This is a genomic window from Natrinema ejinorense (assembly GCF_002494345.1).
Taxonomy (GTDB): Archaea; Halobacteriota; Halobacteria; order Halobacteriales; family Natrialbaceae; genus Natrinema; species Natrinema longum.
This window is the reverse complement of record NZ_NXNI01000001.1, coordinates 1,527,192-1,548,393: the sequence shown is the minus strand read 5'-3', so window position 1 is coordinate 1,548,393 and position 21,202 is coordinate 1,527,192. Positions and strand designations below refer to the sequence as shown.

Sequence of the window (21,202 nt, the reverse complement as noted above, 5' to 3'; positions counted from 1 at the left end):
TCATGACAATCCAATGACCGAAAATGGCGTGAGCCGACGGCGAATTATACAAATCGGCGGCGGCCTCGTGGTAGTCAGTGGCGTCGGAAGTACCACGGCCGCCTCGAGTGACCACGAAACGAACGACCAGCCAACCGATACCGACTTCCAGACTCGAGTTGCACACCTCTCACCCGATGCACCCAACATCGACATCTACGTCGACGGAGAGCGGGTCCGCGAGGGCATCCCGTACGGGACGGTCACCGACTACCGCGACCTCCCGCCTGGCACGTACACGGTCCAGGTCGTTCCCGCCGGTGAAGACCCGGCCGAAGCAGTGCTCGAGGAGACCGTCGAGGCCGGCGACGTGGACTCCACCCTCGACGGTCTCCTCGCAGTGATCGGCGAAGTGGCCGCCGAAAACCAGCCCCTCGAGGCGCTGTTCCTCGACGACGACAACAGCCCAGTCGGTCCGGGTACCGCTCGGGTTCGCGTCCTCCACGCATCACCCGATGCGCCTGCGGTGGACGTCGTTGCCGGTGAAACAGGGGACGCGCTGTTCGAGAACGTCGCGTTCGGTGAATCCGGCTACACCGAAGTCCCGGAAGGCGAGTATACGCTCGTCATCTATCCCGCGGGTGACCGGGAGACCAGCGTCTTCGAAATCGACGTTTCCCTCACCGGAGGAACCGTCTACTCCGCGTTCGCGATTGGCTACCTCGAGCCGGAGGTGGCACCCGCTGATGAGCCGTTCGAGATACTCACCACGGAGGGCTCTCTCCCGGACGAAGAGGACGTTGAACCGGACGAAGAGAAGCCTGAAGAAGACGAACCTGAGTCGGAGAGGAAGGCTAAGTGATACTGCCGCCTACCCGTCGTGGAAGATTCCCGCTGCCGCATCGAGATGGCAAATCGGGCAAGATCTCGTGCGACATTCTCGCCTTCTATGTTGTAGAGCCTCATCGAACTCTCGAGTTGCTGTCAGAGGTAGTCTGTACAGTCCAGAGGATGTGTTCAGCACGACTATGAGGACAGAACGTCAAATGAATCGCCGAATATGGAACTGTTGAGCTCATCGTATTGGCCGTTTGGATGCGGTGCTCGATCGGGATTCATCGGGTAAGCTCGCCTCAGCGATCTGCTTGCTCGAAGGGGTAGACGTACTCCCAATCGTCTTTCATACTGGCGACGACCCAGCCCTTCTCTTCTGCCACGTCGATAAATGGCTGGGAAGACTCGTCGGGCGTCTCACCTGTTAGGTCTTCGTCCATACTATAGGCATACTCTCGCTTGGCGTCGTCGTGGTTAATCAGCAGGAGCAGCCGCGGACCGTCCCCTGCCTCGGCCCACTCGAGCATCTGGGGGTCTCCGACGTAGTTGCCGAACGCCGCGATGGGGCGCCTGCCGATGAACTTGTGGATATCGATTGGGTTTCCAGCCTCGCCGTCTCCTCGTGCTCCTGACGGCGCCGCTCTTCGCGTGCCCCGTCAGCCGTCGCCGCGCGCGGCCTCGAACGCCTCGATTGCGCGCTCGTAGTGCTCGCCGTAGTCTACGATAGGCTCGGTGTAGTCGGGTGCGATGACGGCGCGTTTCTCGTCATCCAGTATGGGCCACTCGTGGATGGCGTCGGTCGGCGCGTCTCGGAGTTCGGGAACGTGCTCCCTGACGTACTCGCCGTCCGGGTCGTACTCCTTCGACTGGGTCACGGGGCTGAGGAAGCGGAAGTACGGCTGGGCGTTCGTTCCCGTCGATGCAGCCCACTGCCAGCCGCCAGCGGCGTGGGCGGTGTCGTGGTCCGCAAGTTTCCGACGGTACCAGTCGTACCCCTCGCGCCAGTCGATCAGTAGGTCCTTCGTGAGGAACGAGGCGGCCACCATCCGAACGCGATTGTGAACCCACGCCTCGTCGCGTAACTGCCGCATCCCGGCGTCGACGAGCGGATATCCCGTCTCGCCGTCCTTCCAGGCCCGGAGTCCCCCGAGATCGTCGCGCCACTGGATTTCGTTCGGGTACTCGCGGTAGTTCTCGATAACTACGTCGGGACGCGCGTCGAGGACGTGCGCGTAGAACTCACGCCAGGCAAGCCGTCGCTGGAACGTCTCGACTGACTCCCGGGCGTACCCGTCGCCAGCGGTGGCCGCCGCGTCCTCAGTGGCTTTCCAGACCGCTCGGATGCCGACTGTCCCGAACTTCAGGTGCGGCGAGAGACGCGAGGTCGACTCCCGGGCGGGGTACTCGCGGTCGTCCCCGTACCGGTAGATAGTGTCCTCGCGGAAGTCGGCGAGTAGGTCGTGGGCGACGTCTGTACCCGCTGGCTGCACGTCGGCATTAGGATCGTCGAAGCCAAGTTCGGCGAGTGACGGGAGCGGGCCGGCGGCACCGGAGGCCTCGTCGAGCCACTCCTCGTCGAGGCTGTCGCGGGGGTCGACAACGTCACCGCGAACCGGCGCGGCGACGGGGGCGGTCTTCTCCTGGTTGCGCCACTCTTGCAAGAAGTCCGAGAAGACAGAGTAGTGGCTCTCGTCGGCCGTCGTGATGGTCTCCGGTTCATGGAGGAGAGTGCCACCGAACCGCTCGACGTCGACGCTGACGCCGGCGTCGGCGAGCGCCGCCGCGACCGCACGGTCGCGTTCGCTCGCCAGTCCGGAGTAGTCGCGGTTCCAGGTGACCGCATCGGCGTCGCAGGCCTCGGCGAGGTCGGAAAGTACCGTCCTCGGGTCACCGCGGGCGAGGAGCAGTTCGCCGCCGCGCTCGCGGTACTGCTCGCGCAACGAGTCCAGCGCACCGAGCAGGAACGATACCACGGGCGGCGCGCCGTAGGCGAGTATCGCGGGATCGTGGACGAACACTGGGAGTAGGCGGTCGTCGCCCGCCAGCGCCGGGTTGTCGGTCACACGAAGATCGCGGCGGTGCCAGTGAAGTCGCACACCGGAGTCTTGGCGGGCACTGGCGCCGCCCATCGCGAGCATTCCGGCGAGGCCCGCCCCACGAAGTGCGTTTCGGCGTGTCGCCCGCAGCGGTTCAAAGTCCGATTCTGACGTCGTGTGGTATGGCTCTTCGCTCATGACTCATGCCTCTCTGAGTGGCCCACAGCAGCAGTTGCGACCGACTCACACACTCGCACTTCAGGATTCCATATAATACAGTGACGATACTCGAGAAGAAACTCGTGACATGATGACAGTGATAGACGGCACTAAATTCTTGATCAACTATCTGTACGTGTAGCGAGCGATGACGGACTTCAGTTCGTGTTGTACTCGCGCTGTGTATGCTGCACGCTGGGAAGAACACTCACCATAGCTGATAGTGAATGCAGTGCTGATATCGTCCACAGGGACCATCGCCGCGGGTCGAAAGGTAGCGTTCTGATGGGAAAGCGGCGTCTCAAATTTGATGGATGTAAGCGCACACCTGTCTCGTCACTCTCTGCTGAGTCGACGTAACTGGCCACGTCCCGGTTATTTGACGGTCAAACGCATGAGGCTACGCTATAACCCCAGATGGGGCGCGTTTAAACGGGAAAACGTCACTTTCCGATAGGCTTCAGAACGGGGTAGAATACTGGGCTCCGGCAATCGCCGTGAGTCTGACGACGTTCCTCGTGGTCGTCAACGCCTCCCTGATGAACGTGGCGATCCCCACGATGGTTGATGAGTTCGATACCTCAGTCACCGTGATTCAGGGGGCCGTTTCGCTCTACTCGCTGGTGATCGCGCTCGAAGATGTAACTGAGACGGCGACCGAAGCCACGCAACAACAGTTCCTAAACCGACTCACTCCGACGCAACGACAGTTGCTCGATGGTATCTTCGAGGCTGCGGTGTTCGACGCACAACGGGCGACGCTGCACCTCCTCGTACTGTTCGTACTGCTCCTGCTTATCGCATCGACGTTCTTGCCAGGGCAAATACCGGAAGCCGACGAACGAACCGATCACTCCGAATCGCCCCAGGGTTCAACACGTAAAACGTCTGAAACAGCCATGGAGGACTAACCGAAGATACCAAATCGGACACCTCGGATGCGAGTGTTGGCACAAATAATGCGCTAACTACAAAGAATGCTTAGAGCAGGCCGACGCTCGGTTGGAAGTGAGTTCGTTGAGATAATCCAGTCGTTTGAGCAGTTACGGTTGGCCGTTCTGCGAGAGAACTAATCGAGACTGGTTCTACGGCAACTCCTTGACCGATACTGAGCGATCACCACTTTCGTAGATCGGTTGCGATTCCATGCCGCATTCGCGCTATCTATTCAGTATCGCGCTACGTCCTTCTCTGAGATATGCCAAAAGGTGGAGCTCAACCCCCGAATTCGGCCGATTCACGCCGCAAAGATCATGCCGTTCAACAGACGAACGCGAGCCTGCAGAACCAATCACACCGCTTCTCGTTTTGGATTGGCCGAAACGGCGTGGAATTACCATGTCACATTGCGATTCTCTACGCGGCACTCGCAAATTACAGATCGAGTTCGGAACTCACTGCTCCGACTCGATTACCCCAAGCATACTGGCGATCTGTCTCGCGAAGCCCGCTTCGACGACGACCGTAACGAGAATGACCAGAAAGACAGTGCCGAGCAGCAAGTGCGCCCCCGACGGATCCGACGGAGGCGCCTCCGTCTGTAGCCGGACAGCGAACAGAGTCGCAACCGATGCAGGGATAATCCCCCGCGGACCGACGAAACTCACGAACAGCCGTTCGCTCGTCGTGAAGCCGACTCCGACCGCCGAAACGAAGACGGCCAGCGGACGAATCACGACCATCAGGACCGCGACGACTGCAAGCCCAGCGACTCCCAGCGCAAGGAGTTCCGCGAACTCGAGCAACGCCGCGAGCGTGATGAAAACGAACGAGAGGACTAGCAATGTCTGATCCCTCAGGAACTGCAGGATCTCCTCCTGATAGGGCAGTTCGAGGCTTCCGAGAGCGAATCCCGCAGTGGCGGCGGCCACGATCCCTGCCTCCGAGAACACCGAGTCAGCGGCGGCGAATGCGATGACGGCACTGGCCAGCGCGAGCAGCCGGGCCGTCTGTGGCGCGGTCTCGGATGGGTGTTCGACCTGCGTAAGGAGGTACCAGACGACCCCGGCGACTACGAATCCGACGATCACCCCCGTCGCGAGACGCTGGACGAAGAGCCATACGTACCCGTCCGGCGCGAGGCGCTGGGCCGTCATGGCCTTGAAGAGGACGACCGCCAGCACCGCGGCCGTGACGTCGTTTACTATCCCTTCGACTTCGAGCGTCGTGGCAACCTCCTCACGAACGGGAACCACCGCGAGAATCGGCGCGATGACCGTCGGTCCGGTGGCGACCAGCAGCGCGCCGATGAGAAACGCGATGTCCCAGCTCGCTTCCAGCAGCAGGCGCACGGTCAGAGCCGTCCCAACGAACGCGATGACCGCTCCGATCGTGATCATCCGGCTGACCGCCTTCGACGTCTTCCAGATGGCCCCATACTCGAGGCGAAACGTGCCCTCGAAGATGATGATGGCGACGCTCACGCCGACGATGGTCGAGAGTGAATCGCCGACGACGTCGGGTGTTATCAACCCGAGGCCCTCGGGACCGATGGCGACGCCCGTGAGGATGAGAAACAACACGCTCGGCACTCGGTACATCGCGGCCAGAAACTGCGCCGCCACGCCGAGGCCGACGATGGCCGCGATGAGGGCGACGACGTCGAGGCTGACGTGAATGGACACCGGTTCATCGACCTCCAGGACAGGAAGTATGGCGATCCGTGCACCACGTACCCAATGAGCTACTGCTCCACGGGTAGTTCCCGACCCATACGACTGACATGCAACGTGCTCCCACATCCAGTCACAAATATCCGCAGATTCAGCGACAACCGACCGCTATCGAGTATTGCCTGGTGTCGGTTCGAGAATCGTTCGGAACCACCCCGGTCCTTCACGGGCGTTCTCTGGATCGAATGGACAGGTAGTCCGGATCGGCGCTGTTGACTCATTTGGAACTGAGAGAAACGCCGCACTGCATAGAGAGGGTGCGTTCAGCGCGACCGCGGGTACAAAACGGGTGTCGAGCCGACGTCGATATCGCGCGATTCAGACGTCAGAGGCGCTAAGACGGAAGCTTGATCCCTCGTCAACCGACCAGCTCGGCTTCGGGGAACTGATAGCTTCCGTCAAGAATCTCCTCGCGGGGCCCGTAGAGTCGAACCAGGTAGAACCACTCCGCTGGGGTGTAGAGGAAGTTCGGCTGATCGGGGTCACCGCCGAAATGGATCGTGACACTGCCGTCTTCGGCTTGCTCTGCAGTCACGTTGTTATACGAGTACGCGTCGTACTCGTTCTCCTCGAGAAACCCGTCGCTGTTGTAGACGGTGACCGACCAGAATCCGTCGACAGGGACGTCATCGACGGTGAATGTGTGTGGCGTGCCACCGTCGTTCTGGTCGGGGATCCTTTGCAGATAGATTGTTTCTGGCTCCGGAACTCCGCCCGGTGTCACACTAGCGAGGAAGTACTTCACGTGGTTGACCACATCCACGTTGCCATAAGCGCCGCCGAAGTCGTCCATCGTTTTCATAACCGTGACGAGCGCGTCGAAGAGTTCTGCGTGTGCCTGGCGGTCCCAATTTGGAATCTCGAACGTGCCGACCGAGTCCTGGCTCACTGCGAGTTCGTCCTGTAATCCACGGACGACTGCTACGTCGCCCGGATCGTTCGGATCAACGAACGTGCGGACTATGACCCACACGTACCGCGTCCCGACCCCGTCCTGGGTCAACGTGTACTCACCGGGATCGTGGTATGCCTCTTTCACATACGCGTCCTCGTCCATGACAACCATCGACTGGTGACGATCACCGGTGTCTGGTTTGGTAATGTCTCTCCAGTTCTCGAACGATTGCAGAAGTGGATGAGTATTCGGTCAGTATGCACCACATCCACCTTCCTAAACTGGCAGAGTACGGATTCATCGAGTGGGGTTTAGATCACAATCTCGTAGCAGAAGGTCCCTGTTTTGATGAGATAGGACCTCATTTCAGGCTATTGGCTGAACATGAGGATGGACGCCGTACAAAAGATCTCGTCATAACCCATCGTCGGTAAGGTTTGGTCGAGACAGAAGACTCTGTTCACTATTTCACCTGTACTTATCACTACATTATATTGGAGAAGACATAGCCGTTTACACAGTCACGACTGAATCAACTGCTCAATATACACACATACTGTTTAATGGCCTCCAGTACATGACAATTAGATTACGACGTCACCATAACTGCTTATGGAGCGAGGAGATGTCTATCCTCTATGACTGATTCGAGTAGCGACGAGTTCGACCCAACAGCACCAGACCAACGGGAGATCGGCCGCGAAATGGTTGACGACAGTACGGGACTCGGTTCGGTGATGGCCCACACCTATCGCGGAGAGATAGACCGAGTGGGGACGTGGCGGCAGCGCCTCGACGAGACGACGAAGTGGGCGGTGACGCTGATGGCAGCAATTTTGACGTGGGCGTTTTCGAGTACCGATAACCCACACTATATCTTGCTGATCGGGATCGTTGTCGTCACCATCTTTCTGGGTATCGAAGCGCGGCGGTACCGGGACTACGACGTCTTTCGCTCTCGTACTCGAGTCATCCAAGAGAACCTGCTCGCAAACGCCCTCGATCCGTCCCAAGGCACTGAAAGTCACGACTGGCGAGCGGAACTGAGCAGGGACTATCGCAGGCCGACGCTGAAAGTCTCGTTCCACGAAGCACTCGCAAACAGGCTCCGGCGTGTGTACCTTGCGCTGCTCAGTGTTCTATTGGTCGCGTGGATTTTCAGGATTACAGCGTTCGCGCCGCGCCAAGACTGGCTGACAACCGCTGGAATCGCCCGTATCCCCGGGATTGCTGTGGTTGCCGTTGTGGGTGTGTTCTACGTCGTACTGCTGGGCGTCACCTTCTGGCCCCACGAGCGCCATGCCAAGGGAGAATTCCGTGAAGGGGATCCGGACGACTGGAAAGAGAACCATTGACATCCTCCTCCGGCTAAAGCCGGAGGAATCCCAAGCGTTGGGATATTAGGGTTTGCAGACTCCCTGCTCTCTCGTGTTGAACGACCCGCTCTCGCGGTCGAACAGGAAGACTCCGGGCTGTGCCAACCAGCTGTTACTCATATCCCCCGTCGGGGGATTCTGAGTTATCTTTCTCCGAATGTTCACCGCACCGTTCACGTCCGCGTTCATGGTCGTCTCGCACGACGAACAGACGTACAAACCCCGCTCCACGCGGTTGCTATCACGAATCTGCCCACAACACGAACACGTCTTGCTCGTGTTCTCCTCGTCTACACGGTCAACGAGAATGCCGTGTTCTTCGGCCTTGTACTCAAGCAGACGAGCGAAGCGGTCGAACTCCCACCCGTGGAGTTTCTTGTTCCCCGACCCACCCCAGTTCCGCGAGTCACCGTTCTCATCCTCACGGATGTCGCTGAGGTCGCCAACCGCAATCTCTCTTACACCTTCTTCGACACACCGCTGAACGATGTGTTTCGAGAGGGTGTGGAGGAAATGGTCTTTGCGTCGGGAGAGTTTCTGCCGAGCCGTCCGCGCACGTTTTGACGGCCCGTTCTCGCCTTCGGTTTGGTACTCCTCGCGGGTGAAGTAATGCTTGTCCTCTTTCAACGTGTTCCCTGGATACAGCTCCGAGGGGCCATCCTCGTAGTTGATGGCAAGGTAGTTGCTGATTCCGAGGTCGATCCCCGCCGTGTTGTCGCCCGGTGCGTCTTCCACGGGGATCTCTTTTTTACAGACGAGGTGGAGTTCCCACTCGTCGCCGTTGTAGACGGCACGCACCTGCTGGATGTTCTCCACCTGTACGTCGGGACGGGTGTCGTACTCCGCGAGGATGAAGTCAGACCGCCTTCCTTTCAAGTTGAATCCCTTTGAAAGCCTGAGCTGTCCATGCTTCGTGTCATGTTTGATCGCCCGCTTCTTCCATGTGACAGTGGAGCGCGGGTGTCGGTCGCCACGTTTCCGGTAGCCCGGTGGGTTGTTGCCGTCGTCGGAGTTGTACCAGCCGGTGAACGCCTCAGCAAGTTCTTCGAGAACTCGCTGACTTGACTGCGAATGCAGGTCACTATAGCGCTCGTGGTCTTTTAATTCCGATTTGAGCTCGGATTCGTCGGGTATCTCACCGTCTTCATCCCACCGTTGTTGGATGTAGTAGCGGCCGACGTTCCACAGTTTGGATGCGGAGAACCCACACTGGTCTAGATCTTCACGAACCTGCTGGTGGTTCGTGATGCGTGCGACGTAGGTGCGGGTCGTCTCCAGCATCGTACTATATTATAACTAGTTATGAAATAGAGATTATTAAAAGAGTTGTTTGGCGTGGAATACCCAGGCTGTCAGTATTAGTAGAATGTGAAACTGAGTGACGGCGCAATACCACGGCCTTTAGGCCGTGGTATTGCGCCTGTTCAGCGTATAATCCCGGGCGAGACGTCAATCGCCCGGCGTCTAAACACGGCCTGCCATGGGTAAAATCTCGAAGCAGTGTAAAAACCAGTGGATGCGATGGACAGAATCTGACTTAGAATCGCTCTTCTGGCTCAATCTCGTGAGATATGCCGATTCCGAGCAGTTCGTGGCGTTCGCCGACGAACTGCTCGAGCGGTCAGCCAAAACAGCCATCACATTGGAGGTGTCAATTGACGCAACCAGAGGCGAACTCCAGACGACTTTGTGACGGGACCCATTATTCAGGGGTGAAATGGATGACGGAGACGGTTGCAATTAGTCGGCGATCGGTTGCGCGTTCTCCCGGGCGAATAGGTCAAGTATGATTTTCGCTCCCCCAAGGACTACGGGGCCGATGAACAGGCCAATCGCACCAAACACGACGAGTCCCCCAAAAATGCCCACCACGATGGTCGCCGCATTGATCGCCCCGCTCCGACCAATGATTACTGGCCGAAGGTAGATGTCGGAGACGCTAATTATCGAACCATACACCAGTATCGCGCTCGCTGCCACGGGCCGTCCGACCAGAAGAAGATAGACCGAAACTGGCACCCAGACACCGAACGCGCCGATGAGCGGGAGCAGTGTGAGGACGAAGGTCGCGACGGTCAGGAAGACGACCCCGGACATACCAACGAGTGCTAGTCCGATTCCCAACAGCACGGCTTGGATGCCCGCGACAGCGACGTTACCCACGACGGAGGCCCACATGAGGTGGTCGAGCTCTACGAACAGTTCTCGCTGTACACGATCGTCGACGGGGACGACCGATTCCAGCCACGCGACGAACCGGTCGCCGTCGCGTAACAGTGCGAAGAGGACGAAACCTGTCACGGTGAGCCCAATCAGCACACCCGGGAGGCCGCCGATGACGGAGAGTGTGCCAGTAGCGAGTCGCTGCGCGGTCTGCGTGATAGGATCCTGATAGGTCGCGTACAACAGGTCGAGGTCGACGACGAATCCGATGGTTTCGAATCGGTCCTCGATACGGCCCGGTCTGAACGCTCCCTCCTGGATTGCGGTGAAGAGCGCCAGGCCCTGCTGAAAAGCGATAGCGAGGACGTATACGACCGGAATGAAAAATACGACTATCGACATCGCGATGGTGGCGACCGCTGCCGTCGCCGAGCTCAGCCATTGCTCGAGTCTCCGTTGTACGGGTGTGAGAACGTATGCGAGCACGATCGCGAGCAAGACGTATTGCAAGTATGTGAAAACGAGCAGTACGGCGAGCGCCGTGCTTACCACTGCGAAGATCGTTAGTGCATTCCTGTGCGAAGACTGCTGTGGCGGCTCGCTCTTCTCAGTCATATACTTCTTTAGACGGAAATCCTTATCATTTCGGTGCCCGTATTCTCGCGATTCTTCACGTAAGGGGGGCAGGCCGATTTCTCGATGACGGGTCTGATGGATGCCGGTCGCATGTTGATCGTATAGGTAGATCGACGGGCCACGGGAGGCACCGACGCACTGGAAGGCGTGCCGAGCGAGCCCCTCGTCACGCATGATCACGTCGTCGCTGCGTTCCTCGAGTGCTTTCTTCACCCGGTCCAGATTTTGCTGGAATGTTTCCGTTGTGGTTTCCCAGGCCTGCTCGAGGAGTTCTTCGCACTCGTCGGACGTAACGAATGCAGCTGTCGGCAGGTCACCCCACCGTGCTTTTCCAGCCACTGTCGTGTCCTCTTCGTCGAAGGTGACGTAGTAGTCGAACGCTGCACAGAAATGCGACTCTGCGCCAACCAGTCGGTCGAACACGGTCTTTCCGGTTGACAGTGCCTCTTCTGCTGCCGATGCCTCTACTAGTGCGTAAATTAACATATGTCTCTCGGATACTTCACTGCGCCGCCGCTCTGGTCAGTGTTCGCTTGATCCTGCTCAGAGCGCCAGCACCCATCACCGGCGCAGAAACGCACCTGTCTCAAAGAGTAGAGTGATCCAGATCGGTAGTAGCATCAACAGCGATCGTCAGGTCGCTCGACTCGTCGATAGCTTCGAAAAGACTGCGAGTGCCTTGTTTCAACTCTCTTTGATTAAATCAGCTGGTAAGTAGATGGATTCTACCGCAGATCTGGTTCCACCGCTGGAATCCAGGATGCCTCAATTGTTGATTCGATTGATGAACGACTACCAATCAGACCGGTAGAGAACGAACAACACTAGATAACGGCGAGAAGCCGAACAGACCAAACGATCAAGTCCATCCTCCCACTCAGTCCTCCGCTGGATCATCGAGATCTTTTTCATGGACCCATACCGTCGAAATTCGGGTCCCCTCAACGCTCGTTACCTCAACGACGTGACCGTCGACCTCGACGCGGTCGCCAGGTTCTGGCGCGCGGTTGAGTTGCCCGAGCACCAGTCCACCGATCGTTTCGACCTCCTCGCTTTCGAAGTCGCCCGCCAGAGCATCGTTAACGTTCGATAATTGGACTCCTCCGTCAATGTCGTACCCCTCATCGTCACGCTGGCGTATCGAGGGTTCGCGCTCATCGAGGTCAAACCCGTCTCGAAGGTCTCCGACGAGGGCCTCAACGATGTCTTCAACCGTTGCAATCCCCTCGAGCGCTCCCCACTCGTCGATGACTGCGGCCATCTGCTGGCGATCCTCCCTGAACTGTATCAGGAGATCGCTAATTGCCATCGTCTCCGGGACGATGAGAATCTCACGGGGGATGTCACCGACCATCTCGGCATCCCCATTGTCCACCTCTGCTCGCAGCACGTCCTTGACATCTACGAATCCAACCACTTGGTCACCGTCGTTGGCATCCAGAACCGGATAGCGCGTGTGTCCGGCCTCTAAGACGATCGAATGAAGTTCAGATAGTGTGGCATCCGCCGGAACGCTCACCACGTCCGGTCGTGGGACCATAACCTCCCGCACCACGATGTCGTCAAGATCGAAGACGCGCTCGATCATCGTCACTTCTGCCATGTCAATGTCCCCGCCCTCGCCGGATCGTGTTAGTACCCGAAGGAGTTCCCGCTCACCGAGTGTCTCATCCGTTTCGGAAGCGGGTGGCACACCGAGCGACCGCGTGAACGCGTTGGCTGCCCCGTTGAAGACGACAATTCCCGGATAGAGTATGAAATAAAAGACTTTCATGGGCGGGGCGAGGAACAGCGAGAGTCGTTCGGTCTTGGCAATTGCGATCGTCTTCGGCGCGAGTTCTCCGAAGACGACGTGGAGAAACGTGATGATACTAAAGCCGATTGCGAACGCGACGAGATGGATGAGATCCGCCGGAAGAACCGATTCCAGTACGGGTTCAATGAGCGCCGCCACTGCGGGTTCGCCGACCCATCCCAACCCGAGAGATGCGATGGTGATACCGAGTTGCGTCGTGGCGAGGTAGTTGTCGAGATTCGTCATCACTTCTTGGAGCGTTCCCGATCCGGGCCGTCCCTCCTCGACGAGCTGGTCAACCGATGTCCCCCGGATCCGAACGAAGGCGAACTCTGCAGCGACAAAAAAGCCGTTGAGAACCACGAGAAACAACGCTAAGACGATTTGTGCCGCCGAGAGAGCGACGTTTACCATCGGTTCTCCCGGAACGTACTGCCGTTCGATTGGAGTGTGTCCATATCTATGCATCCCGTCCCATTCACTAAAATCCTATAAATGATTCGCAGGTGACCGACTGCTGTCAGTAGTGAACTGGTCCCGTAGATCTAGACCGTAGACTGTCCTCCTCGTTCCGCCGACTGCCTGCGAACATGGGGCCTCGACATTCAGTAGGCAAATCAGTATCGGGTCCTGCTGAAGAGAAGCTTTGAGTGTTGCAGGAGGTTACTGTTTGTTGTCAGTTCTATCTGCCACGATCTGAACTGAGAGACTCATAAATTGAGAATTAAAGCAATATTTAGTCCATACTTACTTATAAAAATCTCTTATATCGGCACTGTCTAGTTGCGTCAGTTTGAGAAATGAGCAGGTCGTTGAGTGAATTGGCTAAGATGCTCGCAGACCTGCTCAGCGAGAGCTATGCGACGGATTTAGAAGAATCTTGGGAGAACGAGCGGACGGCGACGCCCGTCAGGGCGTTCGCCGTCCGCCTCCACCAGACTGGTTGTTCGCTTCGGGAGACAACAACGATCCTCGCTGAATTAGGCGTTGAACGTTCTCACGGAGCGGTTTGGAACTGGGTTCATCGGCTGTCTGACAGTGGATGCGACCCGCCGACGGCGACGCCGTCGCGGGTCGCTGTCGACGAAACTGCTGTCAAGATCAACGGCGAGTGGTCTTGGTTGTATGCTGCAATAGACATCGAGACAAAAGTAATTCTCGACGTTGCGTTGTTTAGTCGACATGGCACCGATCCGGCGGCTGCGTTTCTGCAGAAACTCCGCGAGAAACATGATCTCTCCGAGGCTGAGTTTCTCGTCGATCAATTTGGCTATCGGACTGCCCTTTCCCGAGTCGGACTGAGCGGTCGGGTCAACTATACCGACCGAAACCTCATCGAAAAGTGGTTTCATACCCTCAAAATGCGCATCGACCGGTTCCATAATTCATGGGTGGGCAGTCGGTCAAGCGTCCGAGAGTGGCTTGAACAGTTCGTGCATTACTACAACCACCAAAGACCGCATCAAGCTCTCGATGGAAAAGCGCCAGTCGAGGTGATCCAGAACTAGACAGTGCCCTTATATCCTAATTCTAAGATTTTATTACATATCACTAATTACAACTATACTAAAGTATGTAAACACCACACGGAGCTCATCAACCGAGAATAGGATTTCGAGATCAGTCTGCTGGGTCGCTGAATCCACAAGTTGCTCGAGGGCTTCGACGTCGATTACCCGCTGGAGTTGGTACTCGTTACGAGCGAGTCCCTGCTCGAGAAGTTCTACCCTTAGATTGAGTTATCAAATCGGTTATTACTTCTATATTTGATGTCGCACGAATAATAAGTACAGAGACTGTATATCCCGGTTCAGTTGAGACTGGAACACCATCTCCTTTGTCATCAGTCGACTTGCGGGGATATAGCTTACTACAACAACAGTATGGTAATAAATCCGACAATGTCTGTCATAGATGGCGGCCCGGTGGCCGCTGTTGGTACTCCGGGCTCGGAAACGGAAACCGCCGGGAGGCGGCGTCAGGTCAGCCCCTGGCCGGCGAAGAGAGAGACGAGCCCGTACGTACCGACGAAGGCGCCGACCAGCGAGGCGACCCACGCGACGACCGTGAGAGAGAGTTTGCGTGGGCTCACCTCGCCCCTTCCGCCCTCGGCTAGGCCGCTGCCGACGATGGCGCTGATGATGATCTCGTTGAACGAGACCGGGACGCCGTACAGGATGCCGACCTGTGCCGCGAGAAACGCCGGTACCAGTGCGGCAACGGAGCGGGAAAGCGACAGCGTCGCGTATTCCCGTGCGACCGCCTCGATGAGCCGCGGCGCTCCCGACCATGCGCCGATGACGAGGACGAACGACGCGATCACCAGCACGGGCGATGCCAAGAAGGGTATCGAGTCGAGCAGGGGCAACAGCGGCCCGATCGCTAGCCCGATCTGGTTACCGGCCCCCGAGAACGCGACGAGCATACCCAGCCACACCAGCAGTCGTCGGTTGGTCGCGCGCTCGCCGTGGCGCAGGACCGTTCGGTAGGCTAGCGCGGCCCCGACGACGGCGAACGCGAGCGGTATCCCAATCCAGTGCGCCTCTGACAGGTACGGCGCCCACGCGGCGACGGCCGCAGCCAACGAGCGGCTCTTATCCGGCGGGCCGAGGAACGGGAACTCTAGTAGGGGGAAGACCAGGAACACCGCTGCGACGATAACCGAGACGCTGTACTGTGGCGGCAGGCTGTTCCGGACGAGGAGCCGTGCGATGATGTACGAGAGGGCGCTGACGAGAATGGGCGCAACGACCCAAAGGGCCGCGAACTGTCCGTACAGGTCCCAGGCGGGCGTCCCCCCAAGCGCGAGTCCAGCGCCGACCATCGCGCCGGTGACGGTGAACGCCGCCGGAATTGGGTACCGGCCGAATGCCCCGAGCGCCATCAGGAACGCCGAGAGGAGGATGGCGACGCTCGCGGCCATCGGCGTCGTCGATGTACCAAGTACTAATCCGCGACCGACCGTCTCGGTCACGCTCGCCCCTTGGATGAGTGCCCCGGCGAACCCAACGATGCCGAGCAGGTACGCAGCGCGCTTGACCGGGATGACGTTCGCTCCGACGGCCGGGGCGAACGCGCCGCCGCCGATGGCCACGGCGCCGATCGACCACGCCATGAACAGCCCTGCGGCGAACGCGGTTACGACGGTAATCGCGAACACTGCTTCGATCATGCGCTCGGTGGAGTTACCTTATCACCGTTCAGTCCCCGTGGTTCGTATACGTACGGCTGGCGGGTTCGCCCCTGGAGAAGACGGGGAAACGTCAGACAAGCGTTCTGATCGTCTCGGCCAACGACGTGGCCGTCAGGAGTGCCAGGAGGAACATGAGGATCACGGTGCCGATGAAGATCACATTTTCGATCCGCGTGGGGTTGTAATACCGGTGCATCGCGCCGTAGAGTGCCAGCACCGTCACCGGCAGGCCGATTACGCCGTTCACAGCGGGCACCACGAGTGCCAGTTGCACCGCCGAGAAGTCGGTGAACGTGAGGATCGGCATGGCGAGGAGCAACGACAGGACGATCAGACCGTTGACGACGAGGCGGAACGGCCGGTCGCCGAATACGGTGTCGTTGCCGAACGCCTGGGGGACCATGAACCCGGCCCCGAACAGGGTTCCCGTCGCGCTGGAAAAGGAGGCCGCCCCGGCCCCGACGATGAACACGGTCAGGGCCCAGGGGCCGAGCTCCTCCACGAGTGGCCGAGCCGGATCGACGAGCGAGACCACGCCAGACGGAACCGTGATCGCGGCTACGATCAGCACGGCCATGCTCATTAGGACGGCCGCAACCAGGCCGACGGTGTGGTCCCGTCGGTACTGGCTGACGGTGTCGAACTCCTTCGCCTGGTGCATGCTCGTCTGGATGAAGAAGTTCGGGTAGTAGATTGTCGTGCCGACCAGCGCCATGATCATCGTGAGAGGTCCCACCCTGGTCCGGACCGCTGGGACCAACCCCCGGGCGACGTCGGCGACCGGGACGTTGATGCCGAGGAAGATCACGAGATACGACCCGAAGACCACGAGGACGAGGATCGCGATGACCGCCTCGATCCGCTGATAGACGCGGAGCTCGATGAGTGCGATCCCGGCGGCACCACTGAGGAAGGTGGCAATCAGAACGTTGTCGAGCGGGGTGAGAAACGCAAGTGCGGCCCCCGTCAGCGCGTAGTTTGCCACGCTCCAGAGGTGCATGATAAACGCGATACACACTGCGAACGCCTTCGCGGCAGGTGACCCGATAACGTCGCGGATGTACCCCATGAGTGGTCGATCGAGCACGGCCAGCCGTGCGGACATCTCGTGGACCGCGAGACCGACACCAAGGGAGAGTGGGAGAACCCACAGGAGGGTGAACCCAAACGATACGCCGACGGAAGAGAGAATGTAAATCGACCCAGCGCCAAAGATGTTCGCCGCAAATATCAGCCCCATGCCGTAACTCCGAAACAGGTTCCGTACGTATCGGTACGAGTCGTCGGTCCACTGGACGTGGTTCATCGGCGGTCGACCCCGCTGTCGGTGGCGGCGGGCGGAACCGTACCACACCGGTTCGGCGGCACATAGTCCATTGTGTGTGGTGGGTTCCGCTCATTACCGCGGTGTGGCACCACGGGAATGACCTGCATACGGATACAGATGAGCGGTCAATAAAATGAGGGTGACCCCTGATAATGAAGGTCAGTACCTCACAAGTCACCTCCAGATGAGCCAGTCTGAAGCCTGAGTTCCGTCATCGGTCACAGTGACCGATTTGATTCTCTTCGACGATCGGTGAGGAACTGTCGCTGTCGGCGACGATCAGCCGCCGACGCGACAGCGTTGCCACTTGGGATAGGGCGTACTCGGTCGGTGGTTAGCGGTAGAACCGATCGTCCGGTGGTCGATTTGCGGGGACGGCCCGACGCACCGCAAGGGCCGTCCACGCTGCCCGTCGAATCATGTTGATGAATTCCTTGAACGACCAGGACCAGAGGCGACGCCCGCCACGGAGGGGCATCGCCACATATTCCCAGTGCAGATACAGCCAGACGTTCTACAACAGCAGACTCACCACGACGTACAACAGCCGAACCACCGGATCTTGTGTCGACGTTGTCGCGATACTCTGCTCAGAGAGTCGGTAGATCGCCTCGATACCGAAGCGTTTCGCGTAGTGGCATCGAGCGTTTCGTGGCGTGTCGATGAACGGCGCGTCACGGCTACGCCGCTGACGCGCTACTCCATGTTCGTTGTATCGGCCGTTTTGGTAGGTACAATCGATGTAGACTGGAAACTCGACGGTCCAGCTGTGACCGCCGAGTTTCGCCGTCAGATCGTGCTGGATTATTCGGTTCCAGCCAGTCGAAAGTTCCTGCTTGATCTTCTTTCCCCACCGGACAATCGGCATTACGTAGGCGTGATTGTGCGCCTGAAGAAACGTGAGACACTTGCTGTCGTAGAATTCGCGGTCAAGAGACGGCCTTGATACTGAACGGCTCTATTGAATCCTATTCGGTCGTCATTTCGCTACTGTCTGATTGAACCCTGCTCGTTAGATTAGTCATCAGAGTGAGACGGTCTTTTCGCCGTTTCAATACCTCTCTGATCTGTTTCCCCAGTGTTCCAAGGGTGGCTGCCAGCGTACCGAGTGTGAGGGCCGATCCAACCCCAATAGGAAGCCCGTAGCCGAACTTTTCTAACTGCGACGGGGGCTGACCCGTATACGCAATCCCAATAACGGATACAGCGCCGAATAGTAGGTCACGGAACTGCTTCCACCAGCGGCGTGATCGAACAAAGGAACCGTATTTTCTTTTGAGCCGAGAGTTCACCGTTTCGCTCTGGCTTCGTTGGCCGTAGAGATCGGCATCCAATCGAGCGTTCCATGCTTTCTGTAGTGGTGAGAACTCACGATATTTGATGATCGGTCGAATCCCGTTCTCACGGGCTCCTGCTCGAATGTGCCGATCATCGTATCCTTTGTCTGCAAGAAGGACATCAACTTCAGTTGCGTTGCGGTTGATGAGCGATGGTGTGATCTGCGTATCGTGCTTACGGGTTGTTGTAATGTGGAGATCGAGAATAGCGTTCGCTCTGATATCGACTAAGAGCGTGACTTTGAGTTGCTGAATCGTCAACTTCGCCCGTTTCGTGTAGTGTTTCGAGGCGTGGCTGCGGTCGAACCCGGATGCGTCGATCCCCACAACACCGTTGGTTGGGAGCAGTGAAATAGAGAGGTTAAGCAGTACTCGCCAAACGGCCATATTGAGTCGGTCGATCGCTTTGCACAGTGTTGACGGATGGGAGATCTCAGTCAGCCCAATTGCGTTCCGAATACGGGGCATCTCGATGAGTTCATCAAGCAGGCTTCGGTAGGTCGTATCCTTCCGGACTTTGAGACAGAGCAGGACAATGTGTTGGTGGAGCGTGTAGCGTCGTTTTGAGTATTTTGAGGAATATCGTGAGACTGCTCGCTGGGCAAGGTGAAATGCTTGCTCGACAAACCGAAGTAACTGCGACTTTGGAAAGGGCTGCATCCACTCACATTATCGACTGAATCTGTAACTCTCCGGAGATTTCAACAGAGCCTATCTATGATGTTTTCCTTGCTCTGTTGAAAAACATACATTTTGATATGGAACAGCTGTTCATTACAAATGCGAACTGAACGGGGAACGCTTAGTCTCGCCCGCGTGCTTCCCCAACGCTTGTTTAGCTAGGTGACGACACTGCTCGACGAAGTCGAGGAGGTCGACTTCCATAGGCAGAAATCGATTTCCTCGGCTTCACCCCTCTAACGCGGAGATATCGACTGATTAGATCGCTATTCAACAGAGCAAAAATAAAAGTAATATTACTGGACTCAGTTCGATACTTCGGCCCTCAATACGATACTGTTCGAGTCGAAATCGTTCGAATGTCCGGTGGAACTATCTCTGTTCTTATTGGGGATCGGTGCGCTAGTCGGAGTCGGAAGCTACTACGATGAATCACGAGTTACTCTCGATCACGGACAGCGAGGCGTCGACGCGGCGAACGTTCATGAAACAAAGTGCTGCAGCCACGGCCGGGCTTGGCCTCGTCGGTGCGGGAACGAGCACGGCGGCGGCCCAGGATCTCGACGACGCGTGGAAGGCGGTCCTCTTCGCCAACAACTTCCATCCCGAAGCGCGGTTCGCCATTGTCTCCGGCGTCGTCGAGTGGACGCCCACCTACGGAGACATTCAGGATAGCTGGTTCTCAGAGTACAATACCTACCACATTCGGTGGCTCAACAGCGGCGAGATCGTTCCGCTGTTCATCGCCGAGGAAGCCAATATCGGCGAGAACAATCCGGATCTGGGATACATCCCGGAGCCGGAGGAAGGCCAGGACAGACCGCAGGTGTTCGAAATGAATCAGGAGTGGACGCCGTTCAGCGATAACCAGCGGCTCATCACCGTCAACGCGAGCCCCATCAGTGATGAGGTCGCGGAGTCGATTCTCGAGAGCGACGACTGGTGGCAATCCGGCTGAACTACCGCTGGCGGGAACGCCACGACGACTGCCGGCGGTAGTACCAATACGACGAACGGGACCCGATCGGACGGAACGCCGATCGTCGGTGGATCGGCACGGACTGATACGATCCGAGCGAACGATTCACGCTTGTTTTTCGACTGTGATAGCGATGCCCTCGAGCCGCTTGTCAGCGTAACGTCGGCGATTCGTGTTAGCGTGGGCCTTACGGTTTCGGTCGGAACGACGAGCCGGCGAACGGATCTCTACGCCATGAAGTAGGAACGCCCCGCCTCGACAGAGACCGAGTACCCACCCGTCGGACAGGGACACGATCACAGCGGATTCGGCCTTCTGAAGGTGCTCCGCCGCGGTCGCGGTCGCACAGCCCAGCTCGTCGTCGACGTCCTCGCTCGTCGCATCGCGGGGCACGTCGTAATAGCCAAGTTCGAGCGCGGTTTCGGCTGCGTCCCGCTTCCGGGGTGGGGGACGCCCAACGATACTATCGGGAGCGACTCGCTTTCCGCCGACCGCCCCGACGGTGACGGCGACCGCGTCGGGAACGCCGTCGACAGCGGCCTGAACCGCCGCCTCTGTTCCGATGATCGTGTACGTGGTTCTCCCGTCCTCGTTGCACTCAATGGGCGGAGCCGTCATCAGGCTCCCGCTCGTGAAGGTCTCGAACAACGAGCGCGCAGTCGGCGAAACCTCCCCCTCGAAGAAGCAGTAACACTCTCGGTCGGTGATCGGGAGGAGTTCGTGGTCCGAAGCCATCCCGCTCGCTTCGAGCGCGCGTTCGAACCGTTCGTACTCTCCCTTGAGCCGAAACAGAAACGCCGTCGGCAGACTCGAGACGCTCCAGTTGACGATCCGGGCTCACTTGAGGTAGCTCGCCCCGCCCGCGAGGTGTTCGTATATCGGCGGTGCGTAGTCGCCCTGCGGACGGAGGGTTATGCGGACGCGTTCCATAATTTAGCGTCCATCTCGAATCTCAACATAAGACGGTCTTACGAGATGTACAGTGTCGGCTCGATCGCCTCGGATACCGTTGACCTGAGAGCGGGAAAACCGTCGCGCTTGGACTCGCTCGCTAGCTCGAAGCTCTGTGGGGTGATCGGA

General features: G+C 58.3%; 15 protein-coding genes and 4 pseudogenes. 6 read left to right on the top strand and 13 right to left on the bottom strand.

The annotated features are described in order from the left end of the window. Positions 1-13: 13 nt before the first annotated feature. Complete coding sequence (locus CP557_RS07675; protein WP_097379362.1) at positions 14-841, top strand: DUF4397 domain-containing protein; 828 nt, start codon at positions 14-16, stop codon at positions 839-841. A gap of 271 nt (positions 842-1,112) precedes the next feature. On the opposite strand, the gene CP557_RS07670 is transcribed toward CP557_RS07675, so the two are convergent. Then, positions 1,113-1,340 (bottom strand): hypothetical protein, encoded by a 228-nt coding sequence (locus CP557_RS07670; protein WP_097379361.1) that lies wholly within the window; start codon positions 1,338-1,340, stop codon positions 1,113-1,115. Between the two features lie 129 nt (positions 1,341-1,469). After that, a complete protein-coding gene (locus tag CP557_RS07665; RefSeq protein ID WP_097381570.1) occupies positions 1,470-2,909 on the bottom strand; it encodes a cryptochrome/photolyase family protein in 1,440 nt (479 codons plus the stop codon). A 656-nt stretch (positions 2,910-3,565) separates the two neighbouring features. Between CP557_RS07665 and CP557_RS07655 the strand changes: the two genes are divergently transcribed. Next, on the top strand, positions 3,566-3,979 hold the full coding sequence (locus CP557_RS07655) for a hypothetical protein (RefSeq protein WP_245852938.1): 414 nt from the start codon (positions 3,566-3,568) through the stop codon (positions 3,977-3,979). A 483-nt stretch (positions 3,980-4,462) separates the two neighbouring features. On the opposite strand, the gene CP557_RS07650 is transcribed toward CP557_RS07655, so the two are convergent. Together CP557_RS07650 and CP557_RS07645 are read right to left on the bottom strand one after the other, a co-directional pair. Further along, the gene (locus tag CP557_RS07650) at positions 4,463-5,692 is read right to left on the bottom strand and encodes a cation:proton antiporter (protein ID WP_097379360.1); all 1,230 of its coding nucleotides are present in this window, start codon (positions 5,690-5,692) and stop codon (positions 4,463-4,465) included. Positions 5,693-6,098: 406 nt separating this feature from the next. Beyond that, positions 6,099-6,806, bottom strand: a complete 708-nt coding sequence (locus tag CP557_RS07645; RefSeq protein ID WP_245852937.1) for a DUF1214 domain-containing protein — start codon at positions 6,804-6,806, stop codon at positions 6,099-6,101. Between the two features lie 467 nt (positions 6,807-7,273). On the opposite strand from CP557_RS07645, the gene CP557_RS07635 reads away from it, so the two are divergent. Beyond that, positions 7,274-7,990 carry a DUF2270 domain-containing protein gene (locus tag CP557_RS07635; RefSeq protein WP_097379359.1) on the top strand — a complete coding sequence of 239 codons (717 nt, stop codon included), beginning with the start codon at positions 7,274-7,276 and terminating at the stop codon, positions 7,988-7,990. 45 nt (positions 7,991-8,035) lie between these two features. On the opposite strand, the gene CP557_RS07630 is transcribed toward CP557_RS07635, so the two are convergent. Beyond that, the gene (locus CP557_RS07630) at positions 8,036-9,292 is read right to left on the bottom strand and encodes an RNA-guided endonuclease InsQ/TnpB family protein (RefSeq protein WP_097379358.1); all 1,257 of its coding nucleotides are present in this window, start codon (positions 9,290-9,292) and stop codon (positions 8,036-8,038) included. 196 nt (positions 9,293-9,488) lie between these two features. Here CP557_RS07630 and CP557_RS07625 point away from each other — a divergent pair. After that, positions 9,489-9,704, top strand: a pseudogene (locus CP557_RS07625) (ISH6 family transposase); the annotation flags it as partial. Positions 9,705-9,751: 47 nt separating this feature from the next. On the opposite strand, the gene CP557_RS07620 reads toward CP557_RS07625, so the two are convergent. Beyond that, entirely contained in the window at positions 9,752-11,296 is a 1,545-nt protein-coding gene (locus CP557_RS07620) for an AI-2E family transporter (RefSeq protein WP_245852936.1), read from the bottom strand. Between the two features lie 391 nt (positions 11,297-11,687). Then, on the bottom strand, positions 11,688-13,019 hold the full coding sequence (locus tag CP557_RS07615) for a hemolysin family protein (RefSeq protein WP_097379357.1): 1,332 nt from the start codon (positions 13,017-13,019) through the stop codon (positions 11,688-11,690). A gap of 416 nt (positions 13,020-13,435) precedes the next feature. Here CP557_RS07615 and CP557_RS07610 point away from each other — a divergent pair, with 416 nt between their 5' ends. Then, entirely contained in the window at positions 13,436-14,113 is a 678-nt protein-coding gene (locus CP557_RS07610) for an IS6 family transposase (protein ID WP_097381492.1), read from the top strand. Between the two features lie 470 nt (positions 14,114-14,583). On the opposite strand, the gene CP557_RS07605 is transcribed toward CP557_RS07610, so the two are convergent. The 5 genes and pseudogenes from CP557_RS07605 to CP557_RS23475 all read right to left on the bottom strand — a co-directional run. Next, a complete protein-coding gene (locus tag CP557_RS07605; RefSeq protein ID WP_097379356.1) occupies positions 14,584-15,777 on the bottom strand; it encodes an inorganic phosphate transporter in 1,194 nt (397 codons plus the stop codon). 91 nt (positions 15,778-15,868) lie between these two features. Further along, a complete protein-coding gene (locus tag CP557_RS07600) occupies positions 15,869-17,038 on the bottom strand; it encodes an NRAMP family divalent metal transporter (RefSeq protein ID WP_342746470.1) in 1,170 nt (389 codons plus the stop codon). 421 nt (positions 17,039-17,459) lie between these two features. Beyond that, positions 17,460-18,059, bottom strand: a pseudogene (locus CP557_RS07595) (ISH3 family transposase); the annotation flags it as partial. A gap of 283 nt (positions 18,060-18,342) precedes the next feature. Further along, a pseudogene (locus CP557_RS07590) lies at positions 18,343-19,122 on the bottom strand (IS5 family transposase); the annotation flags it as partial. Positions 19,123-19,248: 126 nt separating this feature from the next. Beyond that, positions 19,249-19,347, bottom strand: a pseudogene (locus CP557_RS23475) (IS5/IS1182 family transposase); the annotation flags it as partial. A 223-nt stretch (positions 19,348-19,570) separates the two neighbouring features. Here CP557_RS23475 and CP557_RS07585 point away from each other — a divergent pair. Continuing rightward, positions 19,571-20,101: a twin-arginine translocation signal domain-containing protein gene (locus tag CP557_RS07585; protein WP_097379354.1), complete on the top strand. Its 531-nt coding sequence runs from the start codon at positions 19,571-19,573 to the stop codon at positions 20,099-20,101. A gap of 126 nt (positions 20,102-20,227) precedes the next feature. Here CP557_RS07585 and CP557_RS07580 read toward each other — a convergent pair whose 3' ends face one another. Further along, positions 20,228-20,914, bottom strand: coding sequence for a helix-turn-helix domain-containing protein (locus CP557_RS07580; protein WP_449406610.1), 687 nt, complete (start codon positions 20,912-20,914; stop codon positions 20,228-20,230). Between the last annotated feature and the right edge of the window lie 288 nt (positions 20,915-21,202).

What these genes read in the sequence shown, in the direction of transcription:
- CP557_RS07605 (WP_097379356.1), bottom strand. Translation starts at nt 15,777, where the DNA reads ATGATCGAAGCAGTGTTCGCGATTACCGTCGTAACCGCGTTCGCCGCA.
- CP557_RS07615 (WP_097379357.1), bottom strand. Translation starts at nt 13,019, where the DNA reads ATGGTAAACGTCGCTCTCTCGGCGGCACAAATCGTCTTAGCGTTGTTT.
- CP557_RS07585 (WP_097379354.1), top strand. Translation starts at nt 19,571, where the DNA reads ATGAATCACGAGTTACTCTCGATCACGGACAGCGAGGCGTCGACGCGG.
- CP557_RS07635 (WP_097379359.1), top strand. Translation starts at nt 7,274, where the DNA reads ATGACTGATTCGAGTAGCGACGAGTTCGACCCAACAGCACCAGACCAA.
- CP557_RS07600 (WP_342746470.1), bottom strand. Translation starts at nt 17,038, where the DNA reads ATGGGGCTGATATTTGCGGCGAACATCTTTGGCGCTGGGTCGATTTAC.
- CP557_RS07645 (WP_245852937.1), bottom strand. Translation starts at nt 6,806, where the DNA reads ATGGTTGTCATGGACGAGGACGCGTATGTGAAAGAGGCATACCACGAT.
- CP557_RS07620 (WP_245852936.1), bottom strand. Translation starts at nt 11,296, where the DNA reads ATGTTAATTTACGCACTAGTAGAGGCATCGGCAGCAGAAGAGGCACTG.
- CP557_RS07610 (WP_097381492.1), top strand. Translation starts at nt 13,436, where the DNA reads ATGCTCGCAGACCTGCTCAGCGAGAGCTATGCGACGGATTTAGAAGAA.
- CP557_RS07675 (WP_097379362.1), top strand. Translation starts at nt 14, where the DNA reads ATGACCGAAAATGGCGTGAGCCGACGGCGAATTATACAAATCGGCGGC.
- CP557_RS07670 (WP_097379361.1), bottom strand. Translation starts at nt 1,340, where the DNA reads ATGCTCGAGTGGGCCGAGGCAGGGGACGGTCCGCGGCTGCTCCTGCTG.
- CP557_RS07630 (WP_097379358.1), bottom strand. Translation starts at nt 9,292, where the DNA reads ATGCTGGAGACGACCCGCACCTACGTCGCACGCATCACGAACCACCAG.